This window comes from Shimia sp. (assembly GCF_965227725.1).
GTDB lineage: Bacteria > Pseudomonadota > Alphaproteobacteria > Rhodobacterales > Rhodobacteraceae > Shimia.
In genome coordinates this window covers 155,060-170,097 of sequence record NZ_CBDDGH010000004.1, presented here as the reverse complement: position 1 = coordinate 170,097, position 15,038 = coordinate 155,060, and the positions used below count along the sequence as shown (strand labels likewise).

General features: G+C 61.2%; 15 protein-coding genes. 4 read left to right on the top strand and 11 right to left on the bottom strand.

Annotation, left to right across the window (positions count from 1 at the left end; translation table 11 throughout):
- Window positions 1-25: 25 nt before the first annotated feature.
- Complete coding sequence (locus ACO07T_RS08655; protein WP_422049064.1) at window positions 26-607, bottom strand: antibiotic biosynthesis monooxygenase; 582 nt, start codon at window positions 605-607, stop codon at window positions 26-28.
- A gap of 171 nt (window positions 608-778) precedes the next feature.
- Window positions 779-1,726: an oxidoreductase gene (locus ACO07T_RS08650; protein WP_422049063.1), complete on the bottom strand. Its 948-nt coding sequence runs from the start codon at window positions 1,724-1,726 to the stop codon at window positions 779-781.
- A 161-nt stretch (window positions 1,727-1,887) separates the two neighbouring features.
- On the opposite strand from ACO07T_RS08650, the gene ACO07T_RS08645 reads away from it, so the two are divergent.
- Window positions 1,888-2,781: an AraC family transcriptional regulator gene (locus ACO07T_RS08645; RefSeq protein WP_422049062.1), complete on the top strand. Its 894-nt coding sequence runs from the start codon at window positions 1,888-1,890 to the stop codon at window positions 2,779-2,781.
- 106 nt (window positions 2,782-2,887) lie between these two features.
- Here the strand turns inward: ACO07T_RS08645 and panB are convergent, their stop codons facing one another.
- Both panB and panC read right to left on the bottom strand, forming a co-directional pair.
- The gene (panB, locus tag ACO07T_RS08640) at window positions 2,888-3,697 is read right to left on the bottom strand and encodes a 3-methyl-2-oxobutanoate hydroxymethyltransferase (protein WP_422049061.1); all 810 of its coding nucleotides are present in this window, start codon (window positions 3,695-3,697) and stop codon (window positions 2,888-2,890) included.
- A complete protein-coding gene (gene panC, locus ACO07T_RS08635; RefSeq protein WP_422049060.1) occupies window positions 3,694-4,542 on the bottom strand; it encodes a pantoate--beta-alanine ligase in 849 nt (282 codons plus the stop codon). Before panC ends, panB begins: the two co-directional genes overlap by 4 nt.
- A 178-nt stretch (window positions 4,543-4,720) precedes the next feature.
- Here panC and ACO07T_RS08630 point away from each other — a divergent pair, with 178 nt between their 5' ends.
- Entirely contained in the window at window positions 4,721-7,228 is a 2,508-nt protein-coding gene (locus ACO07T_RS08630) for a GcvT family protein (RefSeq protein ID WP_422049059.1), read from the top strand.
- 83 nt (window positions 7,229-7,311) lie between these two features.
- On the opposite strand, the gene ACO07T_RS08625 is transcribed toward ACO07T_RS08630, so the two are convergent.
- From ACO07T_RS08625 to ACO07T_RS08600, 6 genes are all read right to left on the bottom strand, one after another.
- Window positions 7,312-7,710 carry an EF-hand domain-containing protein gene (locus tag ACO07T_RS08625; RefSeq protein WP_422049058.1) on the bottom strand — a complete coding sequence of 133 codons (399 nt, stop codon included), beginning with the start codon at window positions 7,708-7,710 and terminating at the stop codon, window positions 7,312-7,314.
- A 130-nt stretch (window positions 7,711-7,840) separates the two neighbouring features.
- Window positions 7,841-8,500: a DUF938 domain-containing protein gene (locus ACO07T_RS08620; protein ID WP_422049057.1), complete on the bottom strand. Its 660-nt coding sequence runs from the start codon at window positions 8,498-8,500 to the stop codon at window positions 7,841-7,843.
- Window positions 8,485-9,576, bottom strand: coding sequence for an NAD(P)/FAD-dependent oxidoreductase (locus tag ACO07T_RS08615; RefSeq protein WP_422049056.1), 1,092 nt, complete (start codon window positions 9,574-9,576; stop codon window positions 8,485-8,487). The genes ACO07T_RS08620 and ACO07T_RS08615 overlap by 16 nt, the downstream gene beginning before the upstream one ends.
- Window positions 9,573-10,511, bottom strand: coding sequence for an aldo/keto reductase (locus ACO07T_RS08610; protein ID WP_422049055.1), 939 nt, complete (start codon window positions 10,509-10,511; stop codon window positions 9,573-9,575). The genes ACO07T_RS08615 and ACO07T_RS08610 overlap by 4 nt, the downstream gene beginning before the upstream one ends.
- A 109-nt stretch (window positions 10,512-10,620) precedes the next feature.
- Window positions 10,621-11,211, bottom strand: a complete 591-nt coding sequence (locus ACO07T_RS08605) for an NAD(P)H-dependent oxidoreductase (protein WP_422049054.1) — start codon at window positions 11,209-11,211, stop codon at window positions 10,621-10,623.
- Window positions 11,212-11,409: 198 nt separating this feature from the next.
- On the bottom strand, window positions 11,410-11,583 hold the full coding sequence (locus ACO07T_RS08600) for a hypothetical protein (protein WP_209059628.1): 174 nt from the start codon (window positions 11,581-11,583) through the stop codon (window positions 11,410-11,412).
- 255 nt (window positions 11,584-11,838) lie between these two features.
- Here ACO07T_RS08600 and ACO07T_RS08595 point away from each other — a divergent pair, with 255 nt between their 5' ends.
- Complete coding sequence (locus ACO07T_RS08595; protein ID WP_422049053.1) at window positions 11,839-12,873, top strand: AraC family transcriptional regulator ligand-binding domain-containing protein; 1,035 nt, start codon at window positions 11,839-11,841, stop codon at window positions 12,871-12,873.
- A 10-nt stretch (window positions 12,874-12,883) separates the two neighbouring features.
- On the opposite strand, the gene ACO07T_RS08590 is transcribed toward ACO07T_RS08595, so the two are convergent.
- A complete protein-coding gene (locus tag ACO07T_RS08590; RefSeq protein WP_422049052.1) occupies window positions 12,884-13,855 on the bottom strand; it encodes a sodium-dependent bicarbonate transport family permease in 972 nt (323 codons plus the stop codon).
- A gap of 209 nt (window positions 13,856-14,064) precedes the next feature.
- Here ACO07T_RS08590 and ACO07T_RS08585 point away from each other — a divergent pair, with 209 nt between their 5' ends.
- On the top strand, window positions 14,065-14,967 hold the full coding sequence (locus ACO07T_RS08585; RefSeq protein WP_422049051.1) for a LysR substrate-binding domain-containing protein: 903 nt from the start codon (window positions 14,065-14,067) through the stop codon (window positions 14,965-14,967).
- The last annotated feature ends 71 nt before the right edge of the window (window positions 14,968-15,038 follow it).

Sequence of the window (15,038 nt, the reverse complement as noted above, 5' to 3'; positions counted from 1 at the left end):
GCAATACCCGCTCCGGCCCTTGCAATTAGCCCTTTTTGCGGAACAGCCAGGCTTTCAGCAACATCGTGATAACGGGCATGATCAGGTAGGTCATGGCGAGCACCTGAATGGTGACGATGATCAGGGTTTGCGACCAGCGTGGCAGGCCTGTCATGACCGGTCCGAGCAAGAGCTGAAGCGCAAAGACCAGTGCAAAGATCACGGCGATCAGGACAACCGCCATCTTGTGACGCGGGGGCTGTGTGGGGCGGGGGGCTTCGGGCAGATCAAACCAGACTTCAAGTCCGGTGGCGCTTTCGCGGTCGGGTTCGCCGTCGGTGATCCCCTCCAGCTTGGCGATCCACTCGGTGCGCACAGGGGAGTTTTCCCAGGCGGTGGCGTGCTCATAGGTGTCAAAGCGGTAGATCACCACATAGCGCCCGCCGGTCTGCTCGGAGGGGCGCAGAATGTTGATGCCCTGCTGGCCGTCAAAATGGGAGGCCACCTCGGAAATGCCGCGGATCCACTCCTCATAGGCCGCCTCACGTCCGGGCAGGATGCGGCGATAGACCGAGATTGTGACAGGGGGATTTTCCGCATTTGAACGGGGAGGGATGTGATCGGCCATGGTGTCTAACTACCTGTCTTGAGACGCTGTCGGAGCGGGGTTCTGTGCGAAATCGAGCCACACATCTGGTCTCTTTTGCGGTGTCAAACAAATCTAACGTTGCGTCTTGGTGGGGCAGGAGGGCGCCACGATTGGTCTCCTGCCCTGATAGGTTGCAGGGAGGCTTTGGGGCTACAATGCCCAGGCAAAGCCCGTCGCCTTTTCCGACACGTCCCACAATTTGACCATGACAGGTTTGTCATAGGCATGGGCGTTGAGTGTGCCTTTGCCCACAGGGCCGACAAATTCCATGCGACCGGTGGGGCCGTAGAGCGCGCGCTGTTGCAGGTCTGGTTCGGTGGCGCACATGAGTTCGGGAAATGCGCCCTGTTCCGCGGTCTGAACCATCGGGGATTTGGTCATCAGCCACCAGATCGCGCGGGTCAAAACACCGCCGCTGGTGCTGATCAGCGAGGTTGCGGAGGAGCCGGGGTGACACACATAGACTTCGACCGATTTGCCTGCGGTGGCAATGCGATCCTGCAATTCATAAGCAAACATCATCTGTGCCAGCTTGGATTGGCTGTAGGCAGGGTTGGCGCTGTAGTTTTTGTCCCAGTTGAGATCGTCAAACTGGATCGTTTTCAGGCCCATATTGTAGCCAAGGCTTGAAACCACCACGATCCGTCCTTTGGTCTTTTCGATCCGGTCAAACAGCATCCCGCACAGCATGAAATGCCCAAAGTGATTGGTGCCAAGCTGGCTTTCAAAACCGTCGACGGTCAGCTTTTGGCGCGGCACCTGTGCGATGGCTGCGTTGCAGATCAGCGCGTCGATCCGGGGTACGGTTTGCAGGATTTCCTTGGCGGCTGCGCGCACGCTTGCAAGCTCAGAGAGGTCCATGGGCACAAAGCTGATATCGGCTGTGGGGCCGAGCTCCTGCTTCAATGCGCCGATGGCGGCGGTTGATTTCTCGGGGTTGCGGTTCAGCATCACCACCTTTGCGCCTTTGGACAGAAGGATGCGGGAGGCCTGAAACCCGACACCGGCATTGCCTCCTGTGATCACATAGGTTTTGCCGGTTTGCGGGCCGAGCTGTTCCGGTGTCCAGCCTTGGGGGCCAAAAGTGGTGTCGGGCATGATGTGTCTCCTTAAAACTTCAAGTCGCTTGATGCGATGTGTGTCCTTCAGTTGCAGATAACTCTCGTATGGCGGCCCAAATAGGCGTGTTTGTCTTGAATGCTTGCCCGATTGTCTCAATGCGGTTGTCATGGTCGATTGTGCGGCGTTAGATCGGTCACATGACCCAAGAAGCGATCAAACACTTCATTGCGGCACGCACGGAGCGGGACGGGCTGACGGAAACCGGCATTGCCGGGGTGCGACTGTTTCGTGCCACTTCTGAGATCCCATGTGTCCCAGCGGTCTATGAACCCTGTGTGGTGGCCATCGTCAGCGGTGCGAAAGAGGCGGTGCTGGACGGCCAGAGATACCTTTATGACAAGCGCCAATACCTGTGCTGCCCGATGTCGATGCCGGTGAAAGCGGGCACCCCGATGGCGTCGCCGGAGCGGCCGCTTTACGGTGTTCTAATCGCGCTTGATCAGCGCCGGATGACCGAAATGTCGATGGAGATGGAAACAGCCGGAGAGCTGCTTTCGCCAATGAAAGGCGACATGCGGGCGCAGGGGATCCGGCTGGCGGCGTGGGATGCGGCGTTTACGGAAGCTTTGCAGCGGCTCTTGGAACTGGGGCGCAGTCAAACGGATACGGCAGTTCTGGGGGAGCCGCGGCTGCGGGAGTTGTATTACGCGATATTGAAGGGGGAGGCGGGCGTTTTTGCGCGGCAGGCCTTTGGGGCGGGCAATGCGATTGCGCGGTCGATTGCCCATGTGTCCTCGCATCTGGATGCGCCGATTTCGATTGACGATATGGCGACCCGCGCGGGCATGAGCCGGGCCGTGTTTCACCGCAAGTTCAAGCAGGTCACGACCATGGCGCCGATCCAGTTTGTGAAGTCCATGCGCCTGAGCAATGCGGCCATGAAGATCGCCAGCGGTGTGGCCGTCAATGAGGCGGCGATGGATGTGGGCTATGTCAGCCCGTCGCAATTCAGTCGCGAGTTCAAGCGGATGTACGGGCACTCCCCACGGCAATGGGGCGATGCTCAGCAAAGCCATTTGGGGGCTTCTTGAGCGCGGGTCTCCGTCTAAGAGCCCGACCTAATTCAGAATACTGGTGCGTGGTGCGCGAAAAACAAAGCCCTAACGCAGAGGTCGGGGCTTTGTCTTGGTATTTGGATCACCGATACACTTCATCCTCGCCGGGGAAGCTGCGGTCTTTGACTTCTTCGGCGTATTGGCTCACGGCGCGTTCGATGGCGGGGCCGAGGTCGCCGTAGACTTTCACGAATTTTGGCGTCCATTCGTTCAGGCCCAGCATGTCTTCGAGCACGAGGATCTGGCCGTCACACTCGGCGGAAGCACCGATGCCGATGGTGGGGATCGGGATCTGTTTGGTGATCTTGGCGGCCAGCGGCTCAACCATGCCCTCAAGCACAATGGCAAAGGCACCGGCCTCGGCCACCGCGCGGGCGTCTTCTTCGTGGATCGCCCAGCTGTCTTCTTCGCGACCCTGAGTCTTAAAGCCGCCCATGACGTTTGAGGACTGGGGTGTGAGGCCGATGTGGGCCATCACCGGGATGCCGCGCTCGGTCAAAAAGCGGATGGTTTCAGCCATGCGCTTGCCGCCTTCCAGCTTCACCGCGCCGCATTGGGTCTCTTTCATGATCTTGGCGGCATTGCGGAAGGCCACGGCGGGGCTTTCCTCATATGTGCCAAAGGGCATGTCGACGACCACAAGCGCTTTCTGAGTGCCGCGCACCACGGCTTTACCGTGCATGATCATCAGATCGAGCGGCACGCCGACGGTGCTTTCCATGCCGTGCATGACCATGCCAAGGCTGTCGCCGACCAGGATGAAGTCCGCGTATTTGTCGACAATGGCGGCGGTGTGCGCGTGATAGGAGGTCAGCGAGACAATCGGCTCTCCACCTTTGCGGGCGGCAATCTGCGGAACGGTGGTGCGGCGGATTTGGGTTTGTTTGCTCATGGGGTCACTACTCTTTGGTCAATCAGAAGAATGTCGCCAAAGGCAACGGAGATCATGATGGCGGTGGGGCCGGTGAGCGGCCCGGTGAGGGTATTGAGCGTTTCGGCGGCCACGATGTCCAGCCCCTTAAGGGCGGCGCGGGTCTCGGCTGAAATAGTGTCGGCGATGGCGGCCTGCAATTGTTCGATGGTGGCATCGGCATCTGCTGCCACCGCCTCAGCGGCATCCAGCGCGCGTGATAGCACCAGCGCGGCGGCGCGGTCTTCAGGCGACAGGCGCACGTTGCGCGACGACATGGCGAGCCCGTCGGCTTCGCGTACGGTGGGCGCGCCGATGATCTGCACCGGCATGTGCAGGTCCGCGACCATGCGCTTGATGACCTGAAGCTGCTGGTAGTCTTTCTCGCCAAAGACAGCCACATCCGGCTGCACGATGTTAAACAGCCGCGCCACCACGGTGGTCACGCCGCGGAAGTGGCCGGGGCGGACTTCGCCATGCAGCATGTTTGCAAGGCGGGTGGTCTCCACGATGGTTTCATCGCCGGAAGGGTACATGGTCTCCACCTCCGGCAGGAAGACCACAGCGACGCCGGCTTCTTTGAGCAGGGCGAGGTCGCGCTCCACATCCCGTGGATAGGCGTCCAGATCGGCGGCTTCGCCAAATTGGGTGGGGTTCACGAAGATCGACACGGCAATGGCGTCGGCGTGGGCTTGGGCGGTTTTGATAAGGCTCATGTGGCCTGCGTGCAGGTAGCCCATGGTGGGCACCATACCGACGCTTTGGCCATTTTGGCGCAGCCCTGCGATCGCTTGGCGGCATTCCGAAACTGAGCGGCAGATCAGCATACTGGTCTGTCTCCATTTAAGGTGGGGAGGGTGTAGCGATGCTGCGGGTGCACAGCAAGGGTTTTAACCAATACGCCACGTCGCATTCGCACAATATTGCGTCGGCTGGACCGAGAGATTCGTGGCCAATCGTTTAGACTCAGCGAAAATCATTCTTCTGCGGGGAGTCGCCTGTCTTATGAAAACGAATGTCAAAGCGCTGGTAGTGGGCGGTGGTGCCGTCGGTACCTCGATTGCATATCACCTGGCCAAAGCGGGCTGGGACGATGTGATGCTGATCGAGCGGGACGAGCTGACCTCTGGCTCGACTTGGCACGCAGCTGGCCTGCTGCCGCTGTTCAACATGTCCTATGCGACAACACACATCCACCAATACTCGGTTGATTTCTACAAAACGCTGGAAGAAGAGACCGGCCTGAACGCAGGCTTTGCGGTTGTGGGCAACCTGCGTATGGCGCAGACCCAAGAGCGTATGGACGAGTACATGCTCTACGCCTCCACCGCGGAAACCTGCGGCGTGGCATATGAGTGGCTGTCCCCCGATCAGATCAAAGAGCGCTGGCCGCTGATCGAAACCGGCGACCTGAAAGGCGCGATCTACCACACCGAAGACGGCTATATTAACCCGGCTGACGTGACCCAGGCGATGGCCAAAGGTGCCCGCCAGCGTGGTGTGGAAATTCACCGCAAGCTGCAGGCCGATGCCTTCCACTGGACCGGCACGCATTGGGAAGTCACCTGCACCAAGATGGTGGAAAAAGGCGGCAACCTGATTGAATCCGATGAGCAGGTGGTGATCACTGCCGAGCACGTTGTGACCGCCTCGGGCAACCACGCACAGCGCACCGCAAAGATGCTGGGCATCAAGATGCCAGCGATCCCGGTGGAGCACACTTTCATCGTGATGGATCAGGACCCTGAGCTGGTCAAATGGCGTGAAGCGGGCAACCCTGAGCACCCCGTTGTGCGCGACGCCGACAATGAATCCTATGCGCGTGAAGAGCGTGGCGGCTGGATCCTCGGCATCTATGAAAAGGGCGCACCTGCGCGCTTTGAGCACGGTGTGCCAGACAGCTTCCGTGCGGACCTGTTCCCGCTGGATCTCGACCGGATCGCGGATCAGTATATGGCGATGGCCGAGCGTGTGCCCTCCTGTGCCGAATCCGGCCTGAAAGACGATTTCAACGGCCCAATCTGCTACACTCCAGATGGCAACCCGCTGGTGGGTCCGGCACCGGGTCTGCGCAACATGTGGCTGGCAGAAGGCTTCTCCTTCGGCATCACCGCGGCAGGCGGCACCGGCTACTACCTCGCGCAGATGATGGTGGACGGCGAAGCCGACATCGACATGGCGAGCCTCGACCCGAAGCGTTATTCCTCCAACTGGATGACCACCGAGTTTGCGGCACGCAAGAACGAAGAGTGCTATGAGCACGTCTACATCCTGCACCACCCAGATGAAGAACGTCCGGCATGTCGTCCGCTGCGTACTTCGCCTGCCTTTGACCGTCAGAAAGAAAAAGGCGCGCAATTTGGCTGGGTGAACGGCTGGGAACGTCCGAACTACTACGGCCCAGTGGACGCACCATCCAACTTTGACGAGGAAAACCGCTCCTTCCGCCGTGGCGGCTGGTGGCAGTATGCCGTGGATGAGGCCAAAGCGATCCGTGAAGGTGTTGGCCTGATCGACGCAACCGCCTTTACCAAGCACGTTGTCAAAGGCCCCGGTGCGACCCAGTTCCTTGACTGGTTCACCTGTAACAAGCTGCCAAAGGTCGGTCGTATCAACCTGACCTATGCGCTGACCGCAGCAGGCACCACCCGCACCGAATACACCATCGTGCGCAACGGCGAGAACAACTACTACATCGTCTCCGCAGGTGCCTGGACCGAATATGACGCAGACTTCCTGCGCAAAGCGGCCGAGGACAAGATGGAAGAGTTCGGCTACATCGAAATCCAGGACGTCACCACGCAGTGGGGTGTGTTCGCGATTGCCGGGCCAAAATCCCGCGATGTGCTGAAAAAGGTCATCAGCGACGCCGATCCAAGCACCGCGCTGTCCAACAAGCGCTTCCCTTGGCTGTCTGCGCGCCAGATCGAGCTGGGCATGTGCCCTGTGAACGCGATCCGTGTGGCCTACACCGGTGAGCTTGGCTGGGAACTCCACCACCCGATCGAGATGCAGAACTACCTCTGGGATCTGCTGGTCGACGCGGGTGCGGAGTTTGACATGAAGCTGGTTGGCGCCCGTGCGCAGAACTGGCTGCGTCAGGAGAAATCCTACCGTGCGTTTGGCACCGAGCTGGGCCGCGATGCGACCCCGGCAGAAGCCGACCTGCCGCGCTTTATCGACCTGTCCAAAGAGTTCCACGGCAAGGCCGAAATGGAAGCCAAGGGCGTGCGCTTCAAGTGCTGCACCATGCTGATCGACGGGCCGGAAGATGCGGATCCTTGGGGCCGCGAAGTGCTCTACACCCCAGAAGGTGAGCGCGTTGGCCGTCTGACCTCTGGTGGCTATTCCGTGGCCTTCGAGAAATCCATCGGCATGGGCTATGTGAAGCCTGAGCTGGCGGTGGAAGGCACCAAGCTGAAAGTGAAGATGCAGGACAAGCTGTGGGATGCGGTTGTGACCTGTGACAGCCCTTACGATCCGAAGAACGAAACCATTCGGAAAGACGGCTAAGTCTGCTCACGAAACAAGAAACGCCCCGCAGATTTGCGGGGCGTTTTGTTTTGGTCGGGGCGGTGTAAAAAAGCGCGCGGCGTTTAATATTCGCCTTTGGTGATCACGCCGTCACCGTCTTTGTCGATGCTGGAGAACCACGCGCGCAGGCGGGTGTTCATCTCGTCACGGGTGACCATGCCATCCAGATTGAGATCGGTGGTGGCGCGGCTCAGCCCTTGCACCGCGCGGTTGGACAGTGAGGTTGGATGGGCCTCGGCCTCTTTGGCGCGGGCCTCGTCAAAGGCGCTGTATTCGGCGTTGTCGAGCTTGCCGTCCTGATTGGCATCAAAGGCCTCAAAGGTGCGTTTGCGCATCTCTTCCATCTCAGCCCAGGTGATGGTGCCATCCGCGTCCAGATCCCAATCCTCAGAGGCGAGGGCGGGGGAGGCTGCGGTGAGCCCAAGCGCGAGCAGGGCGGAACAAATCAGAGATGTGCGCATTGGAGGTCCAATCATTTTAGCTATGGTTGTGTGCACCTTAGGGCGTGGCGCGCGGGATGTCAGCCTGCGGAAAGCACTCAAGCGCTTTGCTAGCGTACATCATGGCCGGACCGCCGCCCTTTTCCCGCTATTACAGTGGTTTCTTCTGTTGCAGCAACAGGTTGTTGGCGGGCATCTCGGTCAGGGTGCCTTTGGAAAGCCCGTGTGAAGTGGCGAAGGCATCGACGTCGGTGTCAGATTTGTACCCGATCTCCGGGTCCTGTGCGCGCAGGTCTGCGTCAAAGCGCTGATCGCCTTCGCTGACCAGCACGCCATCGCGTTTGAAAGGACCATAGATCAGCAGCTGACCGCCCGGGGCCAGCGCCTTGGCGGCTTCGGCAATCAGGGTCTGTGCCTCAGTTGTGCTGATCAGATGCAAAAGATTGCTGAGCAGGATCACATCTGGTGCGCCAACCTGCGCCGCCCAGCCGGGGGCGGTGGCGTCCAGATCCTGAGGGGCGGCGAGATTGGTGAGGCTGCTTTCGTTCACATAGGCCTGAATGCTGGCGCGGCGGGTGGTGTCAATTTCGGTGGGGCGCCAGGTGAGCGCGGGGAAGGCTTCGGCATAGGCGGCGATGTGCTGTCCGGTGCCGCTGGCGATTTCAAGAACCTCGCCCTCTGCGGGCAGAAGGTCTTTCAACGCGTCGATCAGAGGGGCGACATTGCGCGCGGCAGAGGGGGCAAAGAGTTTGCCAGCGGTGTCCGGCGTGGCCACGGAGGCGCTGTCAGGCAGGTTTAGGCGGCGGGGCATCGGGAGAACCTCCTTGGGTCAAGGGCGTTGCGGGTGGCGGTGTCGAGCTCTGAGGGTCGGCCCGCGATCAGATCGGCGATCAGCTGGGAGGCGGCTGGGGCGGATTGGAAGCCATAGCCGCCCTGACCGGCAACCCAGATAAAGGCCGCATCACTGCCATCCGGGCCAAGCGCAAGGTTGCGATCTGGTGTGAAGCTGCGCAGCCCGGCCCAGCTGGCTTCAAGGTGGGTGACCTCCTCAGAGACAAATTCCTGATATCTGGCAAGACCTTCGGCCAGCACCATGTCATCAGGCCACGCGTCAAAGGGCGCCATCGGGTCCTCTTCGGCGGGGGAGACAATCAGGCTGCCCGCATCGGGTTTGGCATACCAGTGTTCATGCACATCCAGCAGCATGGGCCAGTGGCGCAGATCATGGCCGCCGGGGGCGGGTATGCGCGCCATGGAGCGGCGCATCGGGGTGATGCCGAGTGGGGCAATGCCCGCGAGGAGGGCGATCTGATCCGCCCAGGCTCCGGCGGCGTTCAGCAGGAGTTTGACCTCATAGGTCTCACCCCCCGCGACCACCTGCCAGCCTGATTTGGTGCGGGTGATTTCGGTGACGGTCTGGCCGGTGCGCACCTCCCCACCATGGGCGCGGCAGGTTTTGGCACACCATTGCAGCAGGCGATCCGTGTCGATGTCAGAGGCCTCTTCGTGCATGGCTGCGAAACCTGCGATCTCTGGCCGCAGAATGGGCACCCGCGTGCAGGCGTCTTCTGTGGAGATTGGCGTGGCCTCAAAGCTCTCGCAGGCCTGCTCAAAGGCCGCGCGGTCCTCGGATTTGGCGAGAAACATCACGCCTCGGGGGGAGAGGAAGCCGCCGTCTGTTGTGGCAAAGAAATCCGCGCTCGCGCGGCTGAGCGCGACGGTGCTGGGCAGGCCGTAGTTCTGCTCAAACATCGCGGCAGAGCGCCCGGAGGCATGATAGCCAAGCGCGGTTTCCCGTTCCAGAACAAGGGTTTTGCCCATCGGCGCCAGCCGCGCCGCTGCGGACAGTCCGGCGATGCCGCCGCCGATGATCAGGAAATCTATCATGCCTCCTCAAGCCGGTCGGTGGCAGGCGGCGGTGTCGGTGTCAGCGAGGTGAGCTGTTCATAAAGCGCATCGTCCATGTCAAAGGAGACCGCTGCCAGAGAGGGCGTAAGCTGCGCGGCGGTGCGCGCAGACAGGATCGGGCTGGGAGCGGTGCTGTGGCGTGCGGCCCAGGCCACGGCCAGCGTGGCGGGGTGGACATCGCGCTCAGCGGCGATGGCGGTGAGCTGCGTGGCGGCGGTGTGCATCCAATCCACGCCATAGCGTGCGGCATAGCGGCTGTCGGTGCTCAGCCGACCCGCGCCAGTCTCCGCGCTGTATTTGCCGGTGAGCAGCCCGCCGCCAAGGGGCGAATAGGTGGCCGCAAGAATACCAAGATCGGCGCACATGGGCAGGATTTCCACCTCCACCTGACGTTTCACAAGGCTGTACATCGGTTGCAGCACGTCGATGGATAGGTCTTTCGCTGCGCCGGTCCATGCGGCTTTGACCACCTGCCAGGCGGCAAAGTTTGAGAGGCCAACGTATCTGATTTTTCCGGCAGACTTCTGCTCGGCAAAGAAATCGAGGGTTTCCGCGAGCGGGGTCTCTTCATCAAAGCGGTGCAGATAGAGGATGTCGACCTGATCGAGCTGCAACCGCTGGCGGGAGAGTTCAAACTGTGCGGCAAGATTGGCCGCGCCTGCGCCGCCGGTGTAGCCCGCCTTGGTGGCGATCACCAGATCGTCGCGGTGGTCCTTGATCAATTCGCCCAGAATTTCCTCTGATTTTCCGGAGGTATAGACATGGGCGGTGTCAAAGTGGTTGATGCCCGCCGCGCGGCAGGCCTCATACATTTCGGCGCTGTCTGTGGCGCTGGCACCTTCGCCAAATTGCATGGTGCCAAAGGCGAAGCGGCTGATGGGGGTGCCGTTGGGGCTGGTAAGAGGCTGTGTCATGGCGCGACGTTGCCATGGGTTGCGGCGCGGGGGAAGGGAGATTTTGGGCCGCGCATCGCAGCTTTGCGGCCCAGCCCCAAAATGCGCAGGGCCCCCACCAGAGCTGGTGTCAATTTTTGCGGATGGTGGCCGGTGCAGGCAGGGTCTGGCCGATGGTGAAGCAACGCTCAAGCAGCATGTCGCGGCGTTGCTCTGAGGCGGAGCTGCCAATGAGCAGCTCCAGTCGTCGGGGCAGGGCGCCAAAATCGCCAGCGGCGCCCATCATCCATGTGGTGTCCAGCGCCGGGGCATGGCCTTTGCGCTCCACCCGGTCGCTGCGTGGCCCGGCGGGGACCAGCATCAGGCCGGATTTCAGATGGGCGTCACGCAGGGTGGGCGCGGTGTTCTGATTGGCGGCGTCGTTGGGCATCCAGACGCGGTTGACCCAGCCCTTCATCTTGGCGGACATGCCCCACCAATAAAGCGGAAACACCAGACAGATTGCGTCGGCGCGGGCAATGCGTTCCTGTTCTTGGGCGACATCCTCCGCGCCTTCTTCGGAGATGTCTGCAAGGGACCAGAGCGGATTGAAGTCTTCGGCGTGCAGATCCGCGAGTTCCGTGGTGTGGCCTGCGGATTTGAGGCCGGCGATGAAGCGTCTGGCGGCGCCGGCTGTGAAACAGGTGGGGGTCGGGTGATCTAATACGGTGAGAACATGCATGGAAAAACTCGCTGTGTGAGACAGGTTTTTTGAAGCGACGGAGGCGTGCGGAGGCCTGTGCCGCCCCCGACAGCGAAGGAGAGCCACTGTCGGAGGCGGTGCGGGGCAGCCACGGGAGGCGCTTGGGTTGCGCGAGGGGGGAAGTGTGGCTGCCGGATCGGGGTGTACATAGGGACAGGGATCACCCCGAATGCGATGTCAGAGCGCGAAAGGCACGTGCAGGGCGGCGATCTCGGTGGGGGATGGCAGGCCGGGGGCGCCCGCGGCAGAGCTGCCAAGGCCGAGGATCAGCGCGCCTGCGGTGATGGTGAGGCTGCCGCCCAGTGCGGCGAGGGCCAGAGATTTGCCAATTTGCGGAATGGAAAACGTCATGGTTGTATTCCTTTGGTCTGTTTGGCGCGGGGAGGATGCGCGGTTTTGAATGGAGGCCGCCGTCTGCGTGGAGGAGTGCTTGGGCGGTGTGTGTCTGATGTGCTCAGAGATACCGCAGCACAGCCGCCAAATATTGACGCCACGTGCCAAAGACTTGACAGCAGATGCCAAAGGTCAAAGTGTCGATCACGAAAGCGTGATCGGTGGGCGGTGCGCGTGATTGATGCAATTTATGGGTGAACAGGGGGCAAGCGCGTGACGGCAGTGTCAGCGATGTATGCGCGCAAGCAGATCGAGCAGGCTGTGAAGCTGCCCGATAAGGCGCCACTTTATAAGATCATCGAATTGACCCCGGAGCAGGTGCAAGATCCTGCGGTGATGGTGCCGATTGCGGCCTATCTGAGCCTGATTGAAGCGATTGCGCAGAGCGAATGGCCCGATCTGCAGTTTCATATGCGCACAAGCCAGAGCATGCGCTGCGATGAGTTTGGCGTGTTCGGGCTTGCGTTCAAATCTGCGCCGACGGTGCGGCAGGGATTGCAGCGGCTTCAGCAATATGTGCGGCTGCACAATCGGGTGTCGGAGTTTGCGGCGGAACCTGAGGGGGGCGCCTATGTCTGGTCAATGAAGGGACCGGCGGTGGCGCGGCTGGGCAGTGCGCTGTCCAATGAGGCGGCGATGGCGACCACATTGGTGCTGTGCCGGGAAGCGACGCAGACAGCGCTGACCCCGACAAAGGTGGAATTCAGCCACACGCGGGAGGGCAGCAAGGCGGCTTTGCTGGATCATTTTGGCGTGATGCCCGAGTTTGATGCGCCGCGAGATGCGATCCATTTTGACATGGCCGAGGTTGAGCAGCCCTGCGCGGTGGGGGATGCGGCGATCTGGCAATATCTGACGGCGCATCTGGATCAGGCGCTGGAAGAGGAAGACAGCAAGGCGCGCCCGTTTGATGCCTTGGTGGTGGAGGAGATCACCAAGCTGCTCAGCGGTGGTGTGCCTCAGCTGGCCGAGGTGGCCGGGATCATGGGGCTGGGGGAGCGCACCTTTCAACGGCGGCTGTCTGAGCGGGGGCAGACCTTTCAGGCGCTGGTGGATGAAGCGCGGCATCAATTGGCCAAACAACTGGTGCTGGGCTCGTCCTATTCGCTGATCGAGATTGCCTTTCTCACCGGATTTTCCGAGCAGAGCGCCTTTTCGCGCGCTTTCAAGCGCTGGTCCGGCATGTCGCCACGCGCTTACCGGCAGGCAGAGCAGGGCGAGAGCCTGGGGGCTCCCGCCACGCGGTAGAACACGTGGTTCAGCCGGAGAGGCTTGCCAGATAGAAGTAGATCGGCAGGCCGAATGTCAGGTTGAAGGGGAAGGTCACCCCGAGTGCCAGCGACAGGTAGATGCCGGATTTGGCCTGCGGCAGCGCGAGGCGCATGGCAGCGGGCACGGCGATGTAGGAAGCAGAGGCGCAGAGCACCATCAAAAGGAAGGTGCCGCCCATCGACAGGCCCACAAGCTCCCCCGCGCCCCAGCCAAAGAGGGATCCGATCAGCGGCATCACACAGCCAAAGATCAGCACCCCGCCGGAGATTTCTTTGCGGTGTTCAATCAGGCTGCGGCCGGCGGACAGGCCCATGTCCAGCAGGAACAGGGCAAGCACGCCGGTGAAGGGTACGATTATAAAGGGTTCCATCTGTGCAAGGCCTTCCTGACCGGTGGTGACGCCGATGGCAAAGGCACCAAGCAGCAGCACAATCGAGCCATTGCCAAGGATGTGGTGGGCCAGTTTACTGTCAAATTTCGCACCGCCGCCTTTGCGGGCCGCAAGCCAGAGGGCGGACATGATGGCGGGCACCTCCATCACCGCGGCGACGGCGACCATGAAGCCCTCGCTGTCAATGCCGCGCCCTTCCAGCAGGCTCACGGCGGTGACAAAGGTGACGATGGATATGGAGCCATAGTGGCCCGCCACCGCAGCGGCGTTGAGCGGGTCGAGACGGGTCATGATCGAGAGCAGGCCAAAGGCGACAAAGGGCAGCACAAAGGAGAGCACGATCCCGGCGACCAGAGAAAGGATCAGCGCGTTGCTGATCCCGCTGACAGCCACGGCGGCCCCGCCTTTGAAGCCGATGGAGAGCAGCAGGTAGATCGACATGATCTTGGCTGCGCCCTCCGGGATGGAGAGGTCACTTTTGGCAAAAGCGGCGATCAGGCCGAGGAGGAAAAACAGAATTGTGGGCGCAAGCAAGTTGCCCGCCAAAGCAGCGAGGGAGAGGTCCATAAGCGAGACTTTCTTGAATTTTCAGGGGGAGGTGCCGGTGATCAGAGGATCAGTGCGGGTCGGGTCGTCGGAGATCCATAGAGCGGTCCTTGGTCATGCCGCCAAAGAGATCAGGCAGCGGGAGGCATTGCATTTGGCCTCATATCTCTTGTGCGAAACATTTGTTCAAATATAAGATTTCTTCGATTTGTATAGTTTGAGGCTATGAAATGCGCCCGACATTGCGGCAGTTGGAATATATCGTGGCGGTGGCTGAGACCGGGCGGATTGGTGTGGCGGCGGATCGGTTAAATGTGAGCCAGCCGAGCCTCTCTGCGCAGCTGGCTGAGGTGGAAGCGGATCTGGGCACCACCTTGTTCCTGCGCGGGCGCGGTGGGGCCAAGCCTACTCCTGTGGGCGAAGAGGTGGTGCGCCGGGCGCGGATGATCCTGCATGAAATGGAGGATTTGCGCGCGGTGGCGCGCGGGGGCGGGATTTTTCAGGGGCGGCTGCGGCTGGGCGTGTTGCCGTCAATCGGGCCGTATCTGCTGCCCGGCGTGGTGCGTCGCTTGCATGCGGAACATCCGGACCTGCGCCTCGTGATCCGGGAGGAAAGCACCCATGATCTGGAAGAAGGGCTGCGCAGCGGGCGGCTTGATATGATCATCTCCACACCTGAGGACCATATGGGCGCGCGGGCTATGCCCCTCTTTACCGAGGCGCTCTGGGCGGCCTTTGCACTGGATCATCCGCAGGCAGAAGGTGAGGCGATGACGCTTGAGGTGCTGCAGAATGAAACCCTGCTGACCTTGGGGCGCAAACACAGGCTTTCGCATATTGTGGAAGGGTTGGCCCTGCGCGCGGGCGGGCGGGTGTCGGATGAATATGAGGGCACCAGTCTGGATGCGATCCGGCTGATGGCGGCCAGCGGCGCGGGGGTGGCGGTGCTGCCCAGCGTCTATGCGGCGACGGAGGTGCGGCGGGGCACAAATGTGGGGCTGCGCAAGCTCGATCACCCGGAGGCGCACCGCGATATTGCCCTGATGGAGCCGATGCGGTCAGAACCCACACGCGGCGCGGCGGTTTTGGCGGAGATTTTGCAGGCGGAGGCCGCTGTCATCCTGGCGGAATGATTTTCTTTACGTTTGGTCATGCAAATAGAGGGGGGAGCAATCTATTTGGCTTCGCCCGTGTTTGGCGCATA

Coding starts and splice junctions, on each gene's coding strand:
- panC (WP_422049060.1), bottom strand. CDS start 4,542: ATGCTGATCTGCCGCTCAGTTTCGGAATGCCGCCAAGCGATCGCAGGG.
- ACO07T_RS08630 (WP_422049059.1), top strand. CDS start 4,721: ATGAAAACGAATGTCAAAGCGCTGGTAGTGGGCGGTGGTGCCGTCGGT.
- ACO07T_RS08600 (WP_209059628.1), bottom strand. CDS start 11,583: ATGACGTTTTCCATTCCGCAAATTGGCAAATCTCTGGCCCTCGCCGCA.
- ACO07T_RS08615 (WP_422049056.1), bottom strand. CDS start 9,576: ATGATAGATTTCCTGATCATCGGCGGCGGCATCGCCGGACTGTCCGCA.
- ACO07T_RS08650 (WP_422049063.1), bottom strand. CDS start 1,726: ATGCCCGACACCACTTTTGGCCCCCAAGGCTGGACACCGGAACAGCTC.
- ACO07T_RS08585 (WP_422049051.1), top strand. CDS start 14,065: ATGCGCCCGACATTGCGGCAGTTGGAATATATCGTGGCGGTGGCTGAG.
- ACO07T_RS08605 (WP_422049054.1), bottom strand. CDS start 11,211: ATGCATGTTCTCACCGTATTAGATCACCCGACCCCCACCTGTTTCACA.
- ACO07T_RS08590 (WP_422049052.1), bottom strand. CDS start 13,855: ATGGACCTCTCCCTCGCTGCTTTGGCGGGCAACTTGCTTGCGCCCACA.
- panB (WP_422049061.1), bottom strand. CDS start 3,697: ATGAGCAAACAAACCCAAATCCGCCGCACCACCGTTCCGCAGATTGCC.
- ACO07T_RS08625 (WP_422049058.1), bottom strand. CDS start 7,710: ATGCGCACATCTCTGATTTGTTCCGCCCTGCTCGCGCTTGGGCTCACC.
- ACO07T_RS08620 (WP_422049057.1), bottom strand. CDS start 8,500: ATGCCCCGCCGCCTAAACCTGCCTGACAGCGCCTCCGTGGCCACGCCG.
- ACO07T_RS08645 (WP_422049062.1), top strand. CDS start 1,888: ATGACCCAAGAAGCGATCAAACACTTCATTGCGGCACGCACGGAGCGG.
- ACO07T_RS08610 (WP_422049055.1), bottom strand. CDS start 10,511: ATGACACAGCCTCTTACCAGCCCCAACGGCACCCCCATCAGCCGCTTC.
- ACO07T_RS08655 (WP_422049064.1), bottom strand. CDS start 607: ATGGCCGATCACATCCCTCCCCGTTCAAATGCGGAAAATCCCCCTGTC.